The sequence below is a fragment of the Pseudomonas sp. MD195_PC81_125 genome (genome assembly GCF_014060985.1).
GTDB classification, from domain to species: domain Bacteria; phylum Pseudomonadota; class Gammaproteobacteria; order Pseudomonadales; family Pseudomonadaceae; genus Aquipseudomonas; species Aquipseudomonas parakoreensis.
In genome coordinates, this window is the sequence record NZ_JABULD010000033.1 from 1 (window position 1) to 14,206 (window position 14,206).

General features: G+C 58.8%; 13 protein-coding genes and 1 pseudogene. 11 read left to right on the top strand and 3 right to left on the bottom strand.

Annotated features, from left to right (window positions below):
• Positions 1-80: 80 nt before the first annotated feature.
• Positions 81-1,439 (bottom strand): glutamine synthetase family protein, encoded by a 1,359-nt coding sequence (locus tag HT737_RS01510; RefSeq protein ID WP_041063837.1) that lies wholly within the window; start codon positions 1,437-1,439, stop codon positions 81-83.
• 161 nt (positions 1,440-1,600) lie between these two features.
• Here HT737_RS01510 and HT737_RS01515 point away from each other — a divergent pair, with 161 nt between their 5' ends.
• From HT737_RS01515 to HT737_RS01525, 3 genes are all read left to right on the top strand, one after another.
• Positions 1,601-2,497, top strand: coding sequence for a helix-turn-helix domain-containing protein (locus HT737_RS01515; RefSeq protein ID WP_041063839.1), 897 nt, complete (start codon positions 1,601-1,603; stop codon positions 2,495-2,497).
• Between the two features lie 143 nt (positions 2,498-2,640).
• Positions 2,641-3,156 (top strand): cupin domain-containing protein, encoded by a 516-nt coding sequence (locus HT737_RS01520; RefSeq protein ID WP_182401114.1) that lies wholly within the window; start codon positions 2,641-2,643, stop codon positions 3,154-3,156.
• Positions 3,157-3,448: 292 nt separating this feature from the next.
• Positions 3,449-4,108, top strand: coding sequence for a carbonic anhydrase (locus HT737_RS01525; protein ID WP_041063919.1), 660 nt, complete (start codon positions 3,449-3,451; stop codon positions 4,106-4,108).
• 72 nt (positions 4,109-4,180) lie between these two features.
• Here HT737_RS01525 and HT737_RS01530 read toward each other — a convergent pair whose 3' ends face one another.
• Together HT737_RS01530 and HT737_RS01535 are read right to left on the bottom strand one after the other, a co-directional pair.
• The gene (locus HT737_RS01530) at positions 4,181-4,894 is read right to left on the bottom strand and encodes an SDR family NAD(P)-dependent oxidoreductase (protein WP_121185426.1); all 714 of its coding nucleotides are present in this window, start codon (positions 4,892-4,894) and stop codon (positions 4,181-4,183) included.
• A 45-nt stretch (positions 4,895-4,939) separates the two neighbouring features.
• Positions 4,940-5,152: a 4-oxalocrotonate tautomerase family protein gene (locus HT737_RS01535; protein ID WP_095669182.1), complete on the bottom strand. Its 213-nt coding sequence runs from the start codon at positions 5,150-5,152 to the stop codon at positions 4,940-4,942.
• A 201-nt stretch (positions 5,153-5,353) separates the two neighbouring features.
• Here HT737_RS01535 and HT737_RS01540 point away from each other — a divergent pair, with 201 nt between their 5' ends.
• The 8 genes and pseudogenes from HT737_RS01540 to HT737_RS01570 all read left to right on the top strand — a co-directional run bounded on the left by HT737_RS01540 (position 5,354) and on the right by HT737_RS01570 (position 14,194).
• On the top strand, positions 5,354-6,277 hold the full coding sequence (locus HT737_RS01540; protein WP_182401117.1) for a LysR family transcriptional regulator: 924 nt from the start codon (positions 5,354-5,356) through the stop codon (positions 6,275-6,277).
• Between the two features lie 85 nt (positions 6,278-6,362).
• Complete coding sequence (locus HT737_RS01545; RefSeq protein WP_182401119.1) at positions 6,363-7,472, top strand: ArsO family NAD(P)H-dependent flavin-containing monooxygenase; 1,110 nt, start codon at positions 6,363-6,365, stop codon at positions 7,470-7,472.
• Between the two features lie 40 nt (positions 7,473-7,512).
• Positions 7,513-7,947 carry a YeeE/YedE family protein gene (locus HT737_RS01550; RefSeq protein ID WP_182401121.1) on the top strand — a complete coding sequence of 145 codons (435 nt, stop codon included), beginning with the start codon at positions 7,513-7,515 and terminating at the stop codon, positions 7,945-7,947.
• A 2-nt stretch (positions 7,948-7,949) separates the two neighbouring features.
• On the top strand, positions 7,950-8,369 hold the full coding sequence (locus HT737_RS01555) for a DUF6691 family protein (protein WP_121185434.1): 420 nt from the start codon (positions 7,950-7,952) through the stop codon (positions 8,367-8,369).
• 115 nt (positions 8,370-8,484) lie between these two features.
• On the top strand, positions 8,485-9,675 hold the full coding sequence (locus HT737_RS01560) for a sodium:proton antiporter (protein WP_182401123.1): 1,191 nt from the start codon (positions 8,485-8,487) through the stop codon (positions 9,673-9,675).
• Between the two features lie 251 nt (positions 9,676-9,926).
• Positions 9,927-10,796, top strand: a complete 870-nt coding sequence (locus HT737_RS01565) for an efflux RND transporter periplasmic adaptor subunit (protein ID WP_374011123.1) — start codon at positions 9,927-9,929, stop codon at positions 10,794-10,796.
• Positions 10,789-10,986 carry a hypothetical protein gene (locus HT737_RS31595; RefSeq protein ID WP_306287131.1) on the top strand — a complete coding sequence of 66 codons (198 nt, stop codon included), beginning with the start codon at positions 10,789-10,791 and terminating at the stop codon, positions 10,984-10,986. The genes HT737_RS01565 and HT737_RS31595 overlap by 8 nt, the downstream gene beginning before the upstream one ends.
• Positions 10,983-14,194: pseudogene (locus tag HT737_RS01570) on the top strand (efflux RND transporter permease subunit). Before HT737_RS31595 ends, HT737_RS01570 begins: the two are co-directional and overlap by 4 nt.
• Positions 14,195-14,206: the final 12 nt, after the last annotated feature.

The following is a 14,206-nucleotide window of genomic DNA, read 5'->3' on the forward strand; positions in this document are numbered from 1 at the left end:
GTGGGTCAGGCAACATTGATGGTGACTGTGCTGACGCCTTCGCGAGCAGGCTCGCTCCCACAAGGGATATAGGACGTGGATCAGACGCTCAGCAGCAGGAACTCGCGCTCCCAGGAGCTGATCACGCGCTTGAAGTTTTCATGCTCGGCGCGTTTGACCGCGACGTAGCCGCGCACAAACTTGTTGCCAAGGTATCGGGCAACGGTGTCGCACTCTTCCATTTGCGTCAGCGCGTCTTCGATGGTGATCGGCAGGCGCAGGTTGCGGCGTTCGTAGGCGCGGCCTTCGACGGCGGCACTCGGCTCGATGCCTTCGACCATGCCGATGTAGCCACACAACAGGCTCGCGGCAATCGCCAGATACGGGTTGGCGTCGGCGCCCGGCAGGCGGTTTTCCACGCGCATGGCTTCCGGCCCGGAGGTCGGTACACGCAAACCGACGGTGCGGTTTTCTTCGCCCCACTCGACGTTGACCGGTGCCGAGGTGTCCGGCAGGAAGCGGCGGAACGAGTTGACGTTGGGCGCAAACATCGGCAGTACTTTAGGAATGTACTTTTGCAGGCCGCCGATGTGATGGCGGAACAAGTCGCTCATCTTGCCGTCGGCATCAGCGAAAATCGGCTTGCCCGTGGCGATTTCCACCACGCTCTGGTGCAGGTGCATGGCACTGCCAGGTTCGTCGCCAATCGGTTTGGCCATGAACGTCGCGGTGACGTTGTGCTTGAGCGCCGCTTCGCGCAGGGTCCGTTTGAACACGGTAATCTGATCGGCCAGATCCAGGGCGTCGCCGTGACGGAAGTTGATTTCCATCTGCGCCGGGCCGTCTTCATGGATCAGCGTGTCCAGATCCAGACCTTGCAGCTCGCACCAGTCGTAGACGTCTTCGAACAATGGATCGAACTCGTTGGCGGCGTCGATGGAGAATGACTGCCGACCGCTTTCGGCACGGCCCGAACGCCCCAGTGGTGCCTTGAGCGGCAGGTCCGGATCTTCGCAGCGCTGGGTCAGGTAGAACTCCATTTCCGGTGCAACGATTGGCTTCCAGCCCTTGTCGGTGTACAGCTGCAGGACTTTTTTCAGCACGTTGCGCGGCGACAGTTCGATCGGGTTGCCGAACTTGTCGAAGGTGTCGTGAATGACGATGGCGGTCGGCTCGATGGCCCATGGAATCACATACACGGCGTCGCTCACCGGTTTGCAGACCATGTCGATGTCGGCCGGGTCGAGCAGGTCGTAGTAGATGTCGTCGTCGACAAAATCCCCGGTTACCGTTTGCAGCAGCACACTTTCCGGCAGGCGCATGCCTCGCTCATGCAGGAACTTGTTGGTCGGTGCGATCTTGCCGCGGGCAATGCCGGTCAGGTCGCTGACCACACATTCAACTTCGGTAATCTTGTGATCTTTCAGCCATGTGAACAGCTGATCGAAAGGGGCATTCATAAAGACCTCGTTATTGGTTTTATAGACGCCGGGGAGGGCGGGTTTCATCTTCCGCCCCTTCCCCTGTGGCGCGTTGACGACTATCTTGGGCGTGCCTTGCCGTTCCATCTATCCACTTTAAGCAGCACCAAAGCGCACCAAAAGAGTGCGCAAGGTCTCCCATGACAACGTGTAATCCGCTTCAGGTTCAGGCGTTCAATACCGCTGATGTCACCGAACAAATCCGCGCCACACCGGGTTGGGTCCAGCATTACCAGCAGATGTCGCCCGGGCATTTCGCCGGGCAGATTCGCTATCTGGATCTGGAAGGTGTGCAGGTCTACGAAGAACAGATGAACACCCGCGTCGAGCAGGCATTCAGCGCGCCATCGGGTGCCTTGGCGTTCTGTTTTGATCGCAGCGATAACGCGCTGTATTTGCTTAACGAAGACAGCCGCAACATCTGGATCACCCCGGAGAACTACCAGGAAATCGCCGTGGTGTTCGGCCCGCAATTCGTCCGTGAACACGGTCTGGATGTGGCGAAACTCGAGGGATTGTTCATGGCGCCGCTTAACTGCGGGCAGAACGCCTTGTTCAGTCGCTGGTTAAGCTCAACGCTCACGAAGTTGTCGCAAGCTGTTGATCCGTTTGATAAAAACTCATTGACGCAGCAGCTGCTCGAAGACTGTCTGTTCATTCTCGACAACGCTCACACCCGCCTTGATCGAGGCGGTTTGCAGCGTCGTACTGAAGAGCGGACGATCATGAAGCGAGTAGGGGAATGGGCGGCAGATTCGCCGGAAGAGACTGTTAATCTGCTTGAGCTTTCGAAGGTGGCAGGGGTGCCGTTGCGTCAATTACAGCAGGCGTTCAAGGCCTACACCGGTATGACCCCGAGCCACTGGCTGCGCCTGCGCCGGCTTAACAGTGCACACCGCGAATTACTCAATCGCCGGCCCACGGAAACCACCGTGGCCGAAGTGGCGATGAACTGGTCGTTTTGGCATCTGGGGCGGTTTTCCAACAGTTATCGGGCGCTGTTCAAAGAGCTGCCGAGCGAGACGCTGAAGCGTTAGCGATTGTCCCTCACGTGGGTTTGCGTTAGATCGTTGAAGTGGAGGGAATTGTCTTCGATATTCGTCGAAATACAGTTAACTCCACTAAATAGCCGTTTAGTAGAGCTATCAGCCTATCTGCCTTTCAATCAATGGAGCAGGCCATGAATCGAGGGAAAACAAAGAGCGTGGACGTGATTGCTGCACTGGATCTGCAGCCTCATGTTGAAGGCGGCTATTTTCGCAGGACTTTTCAAGCAGATCATCGCGCCATGCTGCAAACCACCCGTGGCCCACGTTACCTGATGACTTCGATCTATTACTTGCTGACGGAAGATTCGCCGGTGGGCCAGTTTCATTTCAACCAATCGGACATCCTGCATTTCTACCATCTGGGCGATCCCATCGAGTACAGCATGATCGCAGGTGACGGTTCGCTTCAAACATTGGTGATGGGTAGCGATATTCTGGCGGGACAGCTTTTGCAAATGCACGTGCCTGGTGGCATCTGGAAAGCATCGCGACTGCTTGAGGGTGAACACGGATTTGGTTTGATCAGTGAAACCGTGTCGCCGGGATTTGATTTCGCGGACATGGAGATGGGTGACAGACGCAGACTGACTGCGCAATTTCCACAGCACCGGATACTGATAGAAAAGCTGACGCGGTCTGCTGATTGAGGCTCACAAATTTCAGGCCAGACCGAGGGTTTGGAAAATGCGGTTTCTGGTGACCCTCTGGATTGAATGTAGCGTGCAACCGGGCTGATTCGGAAACATCTTGTTACGTGTAATGTATATTATGTTAAACGATGTATTACGTTACGTCCCTCCTGCACCAATGCCCACAGGCTGCAGACATCAAGTCAAATACAGCTAACACGCGCAACGTTTGCGATAATACCGGCCACCGCGGCGCGACAGCATATCGAGTGCTGGCGCCCCCATCTGTTAATCGGGTTTGGAGAACTTCATGCGTGACATCATTGACGGCTTTCTGCGCTTTCAGCGCGAGGTTTATCCGCAGCGTGTCGAGCTGTTCAAGCAGCTCGCGACGGCACAAAATCCCAAGGCGCTGTTTGTCACCTGCTCGGACAGTCGTGTTGTGCCGGAACTCCTTACGCAGCGTGAACCGGGCGAACTGTTCGTGATTCGTAATGCCGGCAATATTGTGCCGTCTTATGGCCCTGAGCCCGGCGGCGTTTCGGCCACCGTCGAATATGCGGTCGCTGTGCTCGGCGTCCAGGACATCGTGATCTGCGGCCATTCGGACTGCGGCGCGATGGGCGCGATTTCGCGCTGCACTTGTCTGGATCATCTGCCAGCGGTTGCTAACTGGCTCCGTCACGCGGACGCCGCGAAAGCGATTAACGCGGCGCATGAGTTCGACACGCCCGGCGCCAAGCTCGATGGCCTTGTGCGTGAAAACGTGATCGCGCAACTGGCGAACCTGCGTACGCATCCCTCAGTGGCCCTCGCGCTCGAGCAAGGACGGCTGAATCTGCACGGCTGGGTTTATGACATCGAAGCCGGATGCATCGATGCACTTGATGGCGCGACACGGCAATTCGTCCCACTTGCGGATTCGCCGACCACCGTCGCGATCGCTGCGCGCAACGCCCCCCAAATGTGATGGGAGAAGCCGCCGATGGCGGCTTCTTGCTTCAGATTGCCGGTCGCCTGGTTGGCCAGACCGCCGTTTCCATCAGTGACCGGCGCTTTGGCCGCCATCGACGTGCAGGATTTCGCCTGTGACGAATGGGGCGCTGTCCAGATACAACACCGCTGCAACAATGTCTTGCACGTCGCCCATGTGGCCGACCGGATGCAGGCGACCCAGTGCAGCGTGGCTTTCCTCGCCATGCATCGGGGTCTTGATGATTCCCGGCGAGACCGCGTTAACGCGGATGCCGCGCTTGGCGTACTCGATCGCCAAGGATTTGGTCGCGGCGTTCATTCCACCTTTGGTCAGCGATGCAAGCACCGATGGCACGCCCTCGATGGCGTGATCGACCAGCGACGTGGTGATGCTGACCACATGACCGCCCTCGCCTTGCTTCTCCATCTGGGCAATCGCCTGCTGCGACATATAGAAGAAGCTGCCCATGTTGGTGGCCACGGTATTTACATACTCTTCGCGGGTATAGGCCGTGAACGGCTTGGCGAGGAAAATCCCGGCATTGTTCACCAACGTGTCGATGCGGCCAAAACGCGCTACACCTTCGCGGATGATTTTCTCTGACGTCGCCGGATCGGCGATATCTCCGGCGACGGTCAGGATGTCCGGATCCGATGACGGCTGGATGGAGCGCGAAGTCGCCACCACTTGATAACCGAGTTTACGAAAACCCTCGACGATGCCCGCGCCCAGCCCCTGGGATGCGCCAGTGACCACAACGACTTTTTTTGAATGGCTCATGATAATGCTCGATAGTTGAAAAAAGCGGTTTCAAGTGCCTCAGCATTACCTGGGCTCCACCAGCGACTGGCGGTACTCGGTCGTGGTTATTCCTGCGTAGCCCCAGTTATCGGTATCGACTTCCTCGATCACGATGTGCGTCAGGTGCGGGTCCTTGTTGAGCACCGTCTGCATGGTTTGTGTGATCTCGGCGATCACCTGTGCTTTTTGTTCGCTGGTAACGCCGTCGCGGGTGATCCGAACGTTGATGAAAGGCACGGGAAAGTCTCCAGTTCGCGTCTCATCGGCATGATGAGACGGCAAGTGGAATGAACTCTATAAGCTGGCCTTGAATGAATAAATGCGGGCCCGGTTACTTCATTTATGACGCCGTGTAATGAATAAAAGCCGCGGTCCTCGCCACTGTGTCATCGACATCGGTATGCTTTGGGCACTTCGCGAATACTCGGTGTGATGAATATGAAGCGTCATTTTGATGACCTGCAGCTAGGAAGCATCGAGCTATTTTGCCTGGCCTCGGAAACGGGCAGTTTTACGGCAGCCGCGCAGGTAGCCGGTGTGACGCCTGCAGCAGTAAGCCGCTCGATTTTGCGTCTTGAAGAGCGTCTGGGGTCACGTCTTTTCGTCAGAACCACACGCAGCATCCGGATGACTGAACCGGGCCGGGTGTTCTATGAACAATGCCGACAGGCCCTGACGCAACTGGTGGAAGCACAGCAAGAAGTCATGGGCGCTCAATCGACGCCGTCAGGACGGCTGCGCATCAGTCTTCCGACCACGTATGGGCATCACCGGATCCTGCCGCTTCTGCCGAAGTTTCGGGCGCTTTATCCAGACGTCAGCGTGGATGTTCATTTGGGTAACCGAAATATCGACTTTGTGGCGGAGGGCTACGATCTGGCGATTCGGGTCCGGGCTCAACCGGACTCGACCCTGATCGCCCGCTTGCTGGAGGACGCACAACTGGTCGTGGTCGCGACACCTGAATACCTGACCAGGGCCGGCACGCCAACGACACTGGATGACCTTGTCGCTCACGAGTGCATTCAATTTGAACTGCCCAGCAGCGGCCGTCGCATTTCATGGCTGTTCGAGGTCGACGGCAAACATCGCGAGATCTTCACGGAGGGCCGCTATTGCTGCTCGGACGATGTGCTGGGCGGCGTCACCCTGGCCAAACACAGCGCTGGGCTGTTCCAGACTTACCGATTCATTGTCGAGAACGAATTGGCCGATGGGCGCCTCGTCGAGGTACTCCAGCCCTACAATGGGCGCTCCCGGCCCTACACCCTGCTCTACCCTCATGGCCGCTACGTTCCTCAGCGGGTCCGGGCATTTGTCGATTTTCTGCTGCAGCATCGAACCGATTGGGCGGCGATCTAGATACCGCCATTTGAGGATCATCAACAAACGCCCGATTCGGATGCGCTAATCTGGCCTGACGTGCGCTGCCTCAAGGACTCTCCCAATGCCTGCCAACTGTACCGAAGTGGATGTCGCGATTATTGGCGGCGGTCAGTCCGCACTCGCCGTGGCTTACTTCCTGCGTCGCACCGGGCGCTCGTTTGTGATCATTGATGCCGAAGCCGCACCGGGTGGTGCGTGGCGGTATGGCTGGGACTCCCTGCGATTGTTTTCACCTTCGACCTGGAGCTCCATCGCCGGCTGGATGATGCCGCCGGTCACCGACGGCTATCCCAGTCGTGACAACGTGATCGATTACCTGCGCCAGTATGAGCAACGCTATCAGTTTCCTGTCGAACGGCCTTATTGGGTCGATGCTGTTGAGCGCCAGGGCGATCGACTTCAGGTCAAAGCCCAGGGCCGTTGCTGGCTGGCCCGCGCAGTGGTCAGTGCGACCGGCACCTGGCGTCATCCTTACCTGCCACATTACCCCGGCAGTGAAACCTTTACCGGCCAGCATTTGCATTCGGCCCATTACGTCAATGCGAAGCCTTTTGCGGGGAAAAAAGTCCTGGTGGTGGGCGGTGGCAACTCCGGTGCACAGATCCTCGCTGAAGTCTCAAAAGTGGCCGACGCCACCTGGGTTACTCCGCAGCCGCCAGAATTTCTCGCCGATGACGTCGATGGCCGCGTGCTGTTCGAGCGCGCCACCGAGCGCTGGAAAGCCCAGCTCGCCGGGACCGTCATTGAACAACCGGTCGGAGGCCTGGGCGATATCGTGATGGTCCCGCCAGTCGTCGAAGCTCGAGAGCGCGGCGTGCTGCATGCGGTTCGGCCGTTCCTGCGTTTCACCGAAACCGGGGTGACGTGGGCCGATGGCTCGCAAACGCCGGTCGACGTAGTGATCTGGTGCACCGGCTTCCGCCCTGCCCTCGGTTATCTGGCATCACTGGGGGTGTGTACCGCCGATGGACGTGTGGTCGTTGAAGGTACGCGTTCGATCAAGGAGCCGCGCTTATGGCTGGTGGGGTATGGCGACTGGACAGGTGCCGCTTCCGCGACTCTGATCGGCGTCACCCGAACGGCGCGAAGTACGGTTGAGGAGATCGAGCGGTTTTTAATGACGCAAAATACACCGGCTAGCGAATCAGCAGCTCCACGGCACGCGCGGTGATGTATGGCTTTCATCAGCACTTCTTTGCAGGAGCTACCAAATGAGCATTGATTGGCTGAACTTTACGCCTTGGACTGCCCTGGGCGGAGGGGCCTTGATAGGCCTGGCGGTCGGGGTATTCGTGCTTGCCAATGGTCGCATCGCCGGCATCAGTGGCTTGATTGGCAGCGTGATGCAATTTGGCAGTGAAGGCTGGAGCGAGAAGGCACTGTTTCTTCTTGGCTTGATGCTTGCGCCATTGTTGTGGGGCGCGTTTGCCCTACTGCCGCAGATCGAGATCAAGGCAGAATGGCCGGCGCTGATCATTGCGGGATTGTTCGTCGGCGTGGGCACCCGTTACGGCTCCGGCTGCACAAGTGGTCATGGGGTTTGCGGGATCTCTCGACTGTCCGCCCGATCCGTCACGGCAACGATGTGTTTTATGCTCGCCGGTTTTGCAACGGTGTACGTCATTCGTCATGTCGTGGGGGCCTGAAAATGATCAAGCTCAGCGCTTTTTTCGCAGGACTGATCTTCGGCCTGGGGCTGCTCCTGGCAGGCATGGCGAACCCCGCCAAGGTACTGGCTTTCCTGGATGTGGCCGGGGCCTGGGATCCGTCACTTGCTCTGGTGATGGGAGGCGCCATCGCCGTGGCGGTTATCCCGTTGAACTGGGCGCGGAACAACAAGCAATCCTTGCTGGGAGCCCCCATGCAGTTACCGATGAAACGGGAGCTGGATGCCCGCCTGATTGGCGGCAGCCTGCTGTTCGGCATCGGTTGGGGGATGGCGGGAATCTGCCCTGGGCCAGCCGTCGCTATTGTGCTTACCGGGCACGGGCAGATCATCGTATTCGTGTTGGCCATGCTGGCCGGCATGTACCTGTTCTCTCTATTGGAGCGTCGACGCAGGAGCTGATCAGGTACTTGCTGGGGGAATCCTCACATCCATTGATTTTTATCAGAAGACGCTACGAGCAATGAATTAAACCTGCCTTATCCCTTCTCTCTGAACCCGGACAGGCAGGTGATCGATGTATCAGAACCTGGCACTGCTTGCCGCTTTCCTGCTGGTCTATAGCCTGTTTGCCGGACGTTTCGAGTCGCGCCTGCTCAATGGGCCTCTGATGTTCATGCTCGCCGGGCTGATTCTTGGCCCGGCATTCCTGGGCCTGCTGCTGCCCCGGATCGACAAGGACGGCCTCCGGATCCTGGCCGAACTGACCTTGGCAATTGTGCTCTTCAGCGATGCCGCCAACGCTGATCTCAAGGTGCTGAAAGCCCACGAAGGATTACCGCTACGCTTGTTGTTGATCGGGCTGCCGCTGACCATGCTCGGTGGCTGGCTGGTCGGCATCTGGCTGTTTCCGCAGATTCCCCCGATCGAACTGGCCATCTTGGCGACTCTTCTGGCGCCCACTGATGCGGCACTGGGCAAGGCTGTCGTGAGCAATCCGAAGGTGGCGGCATCCGTGCGTGAAGGATTGAACGTGGAGAGCGGGCTCAATGACGGCATCTGCGTGCCGGTGCTGTTGATGTTCCTGGCCCTGTTGATCGAAGAACAGACGCGGTCGCCCGTCTCGCTGGCGGTGGAGCTGGTGGCCGAGGAGCTTGGCATTGGCGCGCTCGTCGGCGTCGCCCTGACGTTGATCGCCTGGTTGTTGCAGCGCTACGCCGGGAAACGCCATTGGCAAACCCCCATGTGGTCACAGCTGACGCTACCCGGACTGGCGCTGGTTTGCTTTGCCACCGCGCAAGCATCAGGCGGTAGCGGGTTTATCGCGGCGTTCGTTGGCGGCCTGCTCGCCAGTTATCTGTTTGCTCAACAAAAGCATGATCTGCTCAAGGCCAGTGAAGAGTTCGCCAGCCTGCTTTCCGTCATTACCTGGGTGGTGTTTGGCGCGCAGGTAATCCCTTGGGCCTGGAGCAGTTTCACGCTGAATATCTGGTTGTATGCAGTGCTCAGCCTGACCGTGGTTCGCGTACTGCCTGTGCTCATCAGTCTGGCAGGGACCGACTTCGATTTCGAAACCCGGCTGTTCATCGGCTGGTTCGGTCCGCGCGGCCTGGCAAGTATTGTCTTCGCCGTGATGATTCTGGACTACCCTCTGCAAGTCGGTGGTACGTTGGTGGCTGTAGCAGCCTGTACCGTTTTACTGAGTGTGCTGCTCCATGGTTTGAGTGCCAACCCATGGGTCTCGCGGCTGGCAAATCGTGTTCTTTGATAATTGTCAGAAATGCCACTGAATGCCGGTGCTAGCGTTGTGATCAACAAATGGCTAAGCGTCTGTCCGAGAACCCTTCACGGAGCAGAATATGGGCAGGAACATGAGTGTTGGCAGGCAACTGGGCTTGCCCGTCGCCATTATCGTCGGCAGCCTGAGCCTGCTCGCCGGCTGCGACAAAGAACCCCCCGACCCTCGCCCGCCAAGCGCCTGATGTCACGATCATGACAGTCACCGCACGCACGACACCGGTGACCTTCGAATTCGTTGCGCAAACCCAAAGCTCCCGCGAAGTGGAGATCCGCGCCCGGGTTGCCGGGTTCCTGGAAAAGCGGCTGTACACCGAAGGGGACCTGGTAAAAACCGGGCAGACGCTGTTTCAGATGGACCGCAAGCCCTTTGAAGCTTCATTGCTCTCGGCCCAGGGGCAACTGGCTCAACAGCAGGCACGCTGGGAGGTGGCCAAAGCCACCCTCGCCCGTGTCCGGCCGCTGGCGGCGCAGAATGCTGTCAGCAAAATGGACCTGGACAATGCCGTCGGCGATGAGCGTCAGACCAGAGCCGCCGTGCTGGCCGCCGAAGGGTCGGTGCGAACCGAACAGCTGAACCTCAGCTACACCACCATCGCCTCCCCGCTTACCGGTCTTTCAAGCTTTGCCAAAAAGCAGGAAGGCAGTTACGTCACACCCGGTGAGTCCGGACTGCTGACCACCGTCTCGCAGATGGACCCGATTTACGTCAACTTCAGTCTTTCGGAAAACGAGACGCTCAAGTTCCGCGAAGAGATTGCTTCCGGGCACCTCATATTCCCGCTGCGCAGTGAATTTGTCGTGGAAGTGGTATTGGCCGACGGCTCGGTGTTGCCCGAACAGGGGCGACTGAATTTTGCCGCGCCCTCCTACAGCCAGGACACCGGCACCTTTCTCGTCCGCGCCGTGGTCGCCAATCCCAATGGCCAGTTGCGCCCCCGGCCAGTTCGTACGGGCGCGGGCCATCGGCGCTACCAGGCCGAACGCCATCGTCGTGCCGCAAAAGGCCGTTCTGGAGGGGGCCAAGAGCCACTTTGTCTGGGTGATCAATGCTGCGGGCAAGCCCGAACAACGGGTGGTCGAAGTGGGTGATTGGCACGGCGATGACTGGTTCATTACCCAAGGGTTGCAGGCCGGTGAACGGATCGTGGTCGACGGTGCGATCAGAGTCACGCCCGGAGGGCCGCTGAACATCATTGCCCCTCCTGCCCCGCCAGCTAACCAGACGCCGACAAAACCGATGGCTGCCAGCACGCAGCAAGACACCGGGCGCAGCCCATGAGTATTTCCCACTACTGCATTGATCGCCCCATTTTCGCTTCGGTGATCTCAATCATCATCACCCTGGCCGGCGCGGTGGCCATGGCCAAATTGCCGGTGGCCCAGTACCCGGATATTACCCCGCCGCAAATTACCGTTTCGGCAACCTACCCCGGCGCCGATGCCCAGGTGGTGGCCAATAACGTGGCAGCGCCGATCGAGCAACAGGTCAACGGCGCCGACAACATGATCTACATGAACTCGTCGAGCTCGGCGACGGGGAACATGACCCTCAACGTGTTCTTCGAGATTGGCACCGACCCGTCCCTTGCCCAGGTCGATGTGCAAAACCGCGTCAATCTGGCCTTGCCGCAACTGCCCTCCGCCGTCCAGAGCCAAGGCATTCAGGTACAGAAAAAATCTTCCGCGTTCATGATGGTGCTTGCCGTGTATTCGGCCGGCGAGCGCTATGACAGCACCTATGTCGCCAACTACGCGAACCTCTACATTCTGGATGCAATCAAGCGCATTCCGGGGGCCAACCAGGCGAGTATTTTCGGCACGCCGGACTACGCCATGCGGATCTGGCTCAAACCCGATCGCATGGCGCAACTGGGCATTACCGCCGCTGACGTACAGACAGCGGTCGCCAACCAGAACCAGCAATTCGCCGTCGGCCGTGTCGGGCAATCGCCGACCGGCCAGGCCGTGGAGCAATCGTTCGCGGTGACCACCAAGGGCCGCCTGACGGAGCCTGCGGAATTCGAGAACATCATCTTGCGCGCCAGCAACGACGGCGCGGCCATCGTCCGCCTGAAGGATGTAGGGCGCGCCGAACTCGGGCAGAAGGACTATTCGCTGCGCAGCACTTATCAAGGACGTCCCGCGACGCTGATCGCGGTGTATCAGCAGCCGGGGGCAAACGCCCTCGATGTCTCGGCAGCGGTGACGTCGACCCTGGCACAAATGAAAACGACATTTCCCGAAGGGATCGAATACAAGATCGTGATGGACACGACCGCGTTCACCCGCGCGTCGATTTCCGAGGTGATTCACACCTTTTTCGAAGCGTTGGTGCTGGTGGTCGTGGTGGTGTTCATTTTTCTGCAGAGTCTGCGCGCCACGCTGATCCCGGTACTCGCCGTACCGGTGTCGATTGTCGGCACCTTTATCGGCATGTCCGCCCTGGGGTTTTCGGTGAACATGCTGACGCTGTTCGGCATGGTGCTGGCGATCGGCATCGTGGTCGACGACGCGATCGTGGTGATTGAAAAACGTCGAACGCAATATGCACGTACACAAGATGAACCCCAAGGACGCCGCCAAACGCGCCATGGATGAAGTGGCCGGCCCGGTGGTCGCGATCGTGCTGGTGTTGTGTGCTGTGTTCGTCCCGGTGGCTTTCATGGGGGGCATCACCGGGCAGCTCTACAAACAGTTTGCGATCACCATCGCCATCTCCGTGGTGATCTCCGGCCTGGTGGCGTTGACGCTTTCACCAGCCCTGGCCGCCCTGCTGCTCAAACCTCACCAAGGCGAAAAAAAACGCTTTTTTCCGCTGGTTCGAACGTAGCTTCGAACGCATGACCGAGGGCTATTCGCGTGCCGTGGCGTTCATGATCAAACGCTTTGTGCTGGCGTTGCTGCTGTTCGCCGGCATGATCGTTTTGATTGCGCTGATGGCGCAGCGCATTCCCAGTGCCTTTCTGCCCCCGGAGGATCAGGGGTATCTGCTGGGCGCGCTGATCATGCCCGATGCCGCCAGCCTGGATCGCACCGCTGAAGTGGGCAAGGTCGCCAGTGATTTCTTCATGCATGACGAGGCCGTCGAGGGTGTCGCTATCGTTAACGGCTACAGCCTGCTCGATGGCCAGAACAAGAACAATGCTGGTGCCTTTTTCGTCGGGTTCAAGGATTTCGAAGAGCGCTACAAAGACTCGCAAACCATCAAGGAGCAGAGTGCTCCAGCGCTCATCCAGAAAGCGGCCCGGGCCTTTTCCACGGTACAGGGCGGGATCATTTTGCCGGTCAACCCGCCATCCATACCGGGTCTGGGCACCACGGGTGGCATGGAGGTGTGGGTTCAAAGCAAGGGCGACGCCAGCGTCGGGCAGCTGGCCGAGACGGTCGGCATGCTTGTCGCAAAGGCCAGGCAGCGTCCGGAACTCGGCGCCATTACCTCGACCTTCAATGTGTTTTCCCGGCAATTGCTGGTCGATGTCGACCGCGAAAAGGCCGAGACACTGGGAGTGCCGGTGGAAGACGTGTACAGCACCATGCAAACCATGTTCGGCTCTCTGTATGTGTCTCAATTCAACAAGTTCAGCCGTCTGTGGCAGGTGATTCTGCAGGCTGAACCGAGCTACCGACTCAAGGCTGAAGACTTGCAGCAGATTTATGTGCGCAGCAAGAACCTGGGGATGGTGCCGCTCAAAGCCCTGCTGACCACCCGCTACGTCACCGGCCCCGACCTGCTGACGCGCTTCAACAACTTCCCGGCAGTCAAGCTCACCGCCAACGCCGCGCCCGGTTACAGCTCCGGTCAGGCACTCAAGGCGCTGGAAGAGATCAGCGCTGAAATCATGACCAATGACTATGCCTTGGCCCTGAGTGGCGAGGCCTTCGAGGAGAAAAAAAGCGGGGGCGCTTCCTCTCAGGTGTTCATCTTCGGCCTGGTCATGGTGTTCCTGATCCTGGCCGCGCAGTACGAAAAATGGTCCCTGCCCGTCGGCGTATTGCTGGCAGTGCCCTTTGCGTTGTTCGGTGCCCTGCTCGCGGTACTGATACGCGGGTTGAGCAACGATGTTTACTTCCAGATCGGCTTGACCATGCTGGTCGCTCTGGCCGCGAAGAATGCCATCCTGATTTTCGAATTTGCGGTACTGAACCGGGAAAGCGGCATGTCTGCCTACGATGCGGCAATGACCGCCGCCAGGGAGCGGCTGCGGCCTATCGTGATGACGTCCCTGGCGTTCATTCTGGGGTGTGTCCCATTGGCCATTGCCGTCGGTGCATCGGAAAACAGCCGACACTCGATCGGCACAGGTGTCATCGGCGGGATGTTGGCGGCAACAGTCATCGCCATTTTCTTCATCCCGCTGTTCTACTACCTGGTTGAACGCTTGACCGAGAAAAAAGGCGCGCCGCAACAGACCACCCCGCCGCCTTCACTCACATCGCCCGGAGAGATCCCCGGTGGCGCTCCCCTGCACAGACATGAGGGGGAATGAATGCGCACATGC

Coding starts and splice junctions, on each gene's coding strand:
- HT737_RS01510 (WP_041063837.1), bottom strand. CDS start 1,439: ATGAATGCCCCTTTCGATCAGCTGTTCACATGGCTGAAAGATCACAAG.
- HT737_RS01515 (WP_041063839.1), top strand. CDS start 1,601: ATGACAACGTGTAATCCGCTTCAGGTTCAGGCGTTCAATACCGCTGAT.
- HT737_RS01520 (WP_182401114.1), top strand. CDS start 2,641: ATGAATCGAGGGAAAACAAAGAGCGTGGACGTGATTGCTGCACTGGAT.
- HT737_RS01525 (WP_041063919.1), top strand. CDS start 3,449: ATGCGTGACATCATTGACGGCTTTCTGCGCTTTCAGCGCGAGGTTTAT.
- HT737_RS01530 (WP_121185426.1), bottom strand. CDS start 4,894: ATGAGCCATTCAAAAAAAGTCGTTGTGGTCACTGGCGCATCCCAGGGG.
- HT737_RS01540 (WP_182401117.1), top strand. CDS start 5,354: ATGAAGCGTCATTTTGATGACCTGCAGCTAGGAAGCATCGAGCTATTT.
- HT737_RS01545 (WP_182401119.1), top strand. CDS start 6,363: ATGCCTGCCAACTGTACCGAAGTGGATGTCGCGATTATTGGCGGCGGT.
- HT737_RS01550 (WP_182401121.1), top strand. CDS start 7,513: ATGAGCATTGATTGGCTGAACTTTACGCCTTGGACTGCCCTGGGCGGA.
- HT737_RS01555 (WP_121185434.1), top strand. CDS start 7,950: ATGATCAAGCTCAGCGCTTTTTTCGCAGGACTGATCTTCGGCCTGGGG.
- HT737_RS01560 (WP_182401123.1), top strand. CDS start 8,485: ATGTATCAGAACCTGGCACTGCTTGCCGCTTTCCTGCTGGTCTATAGC.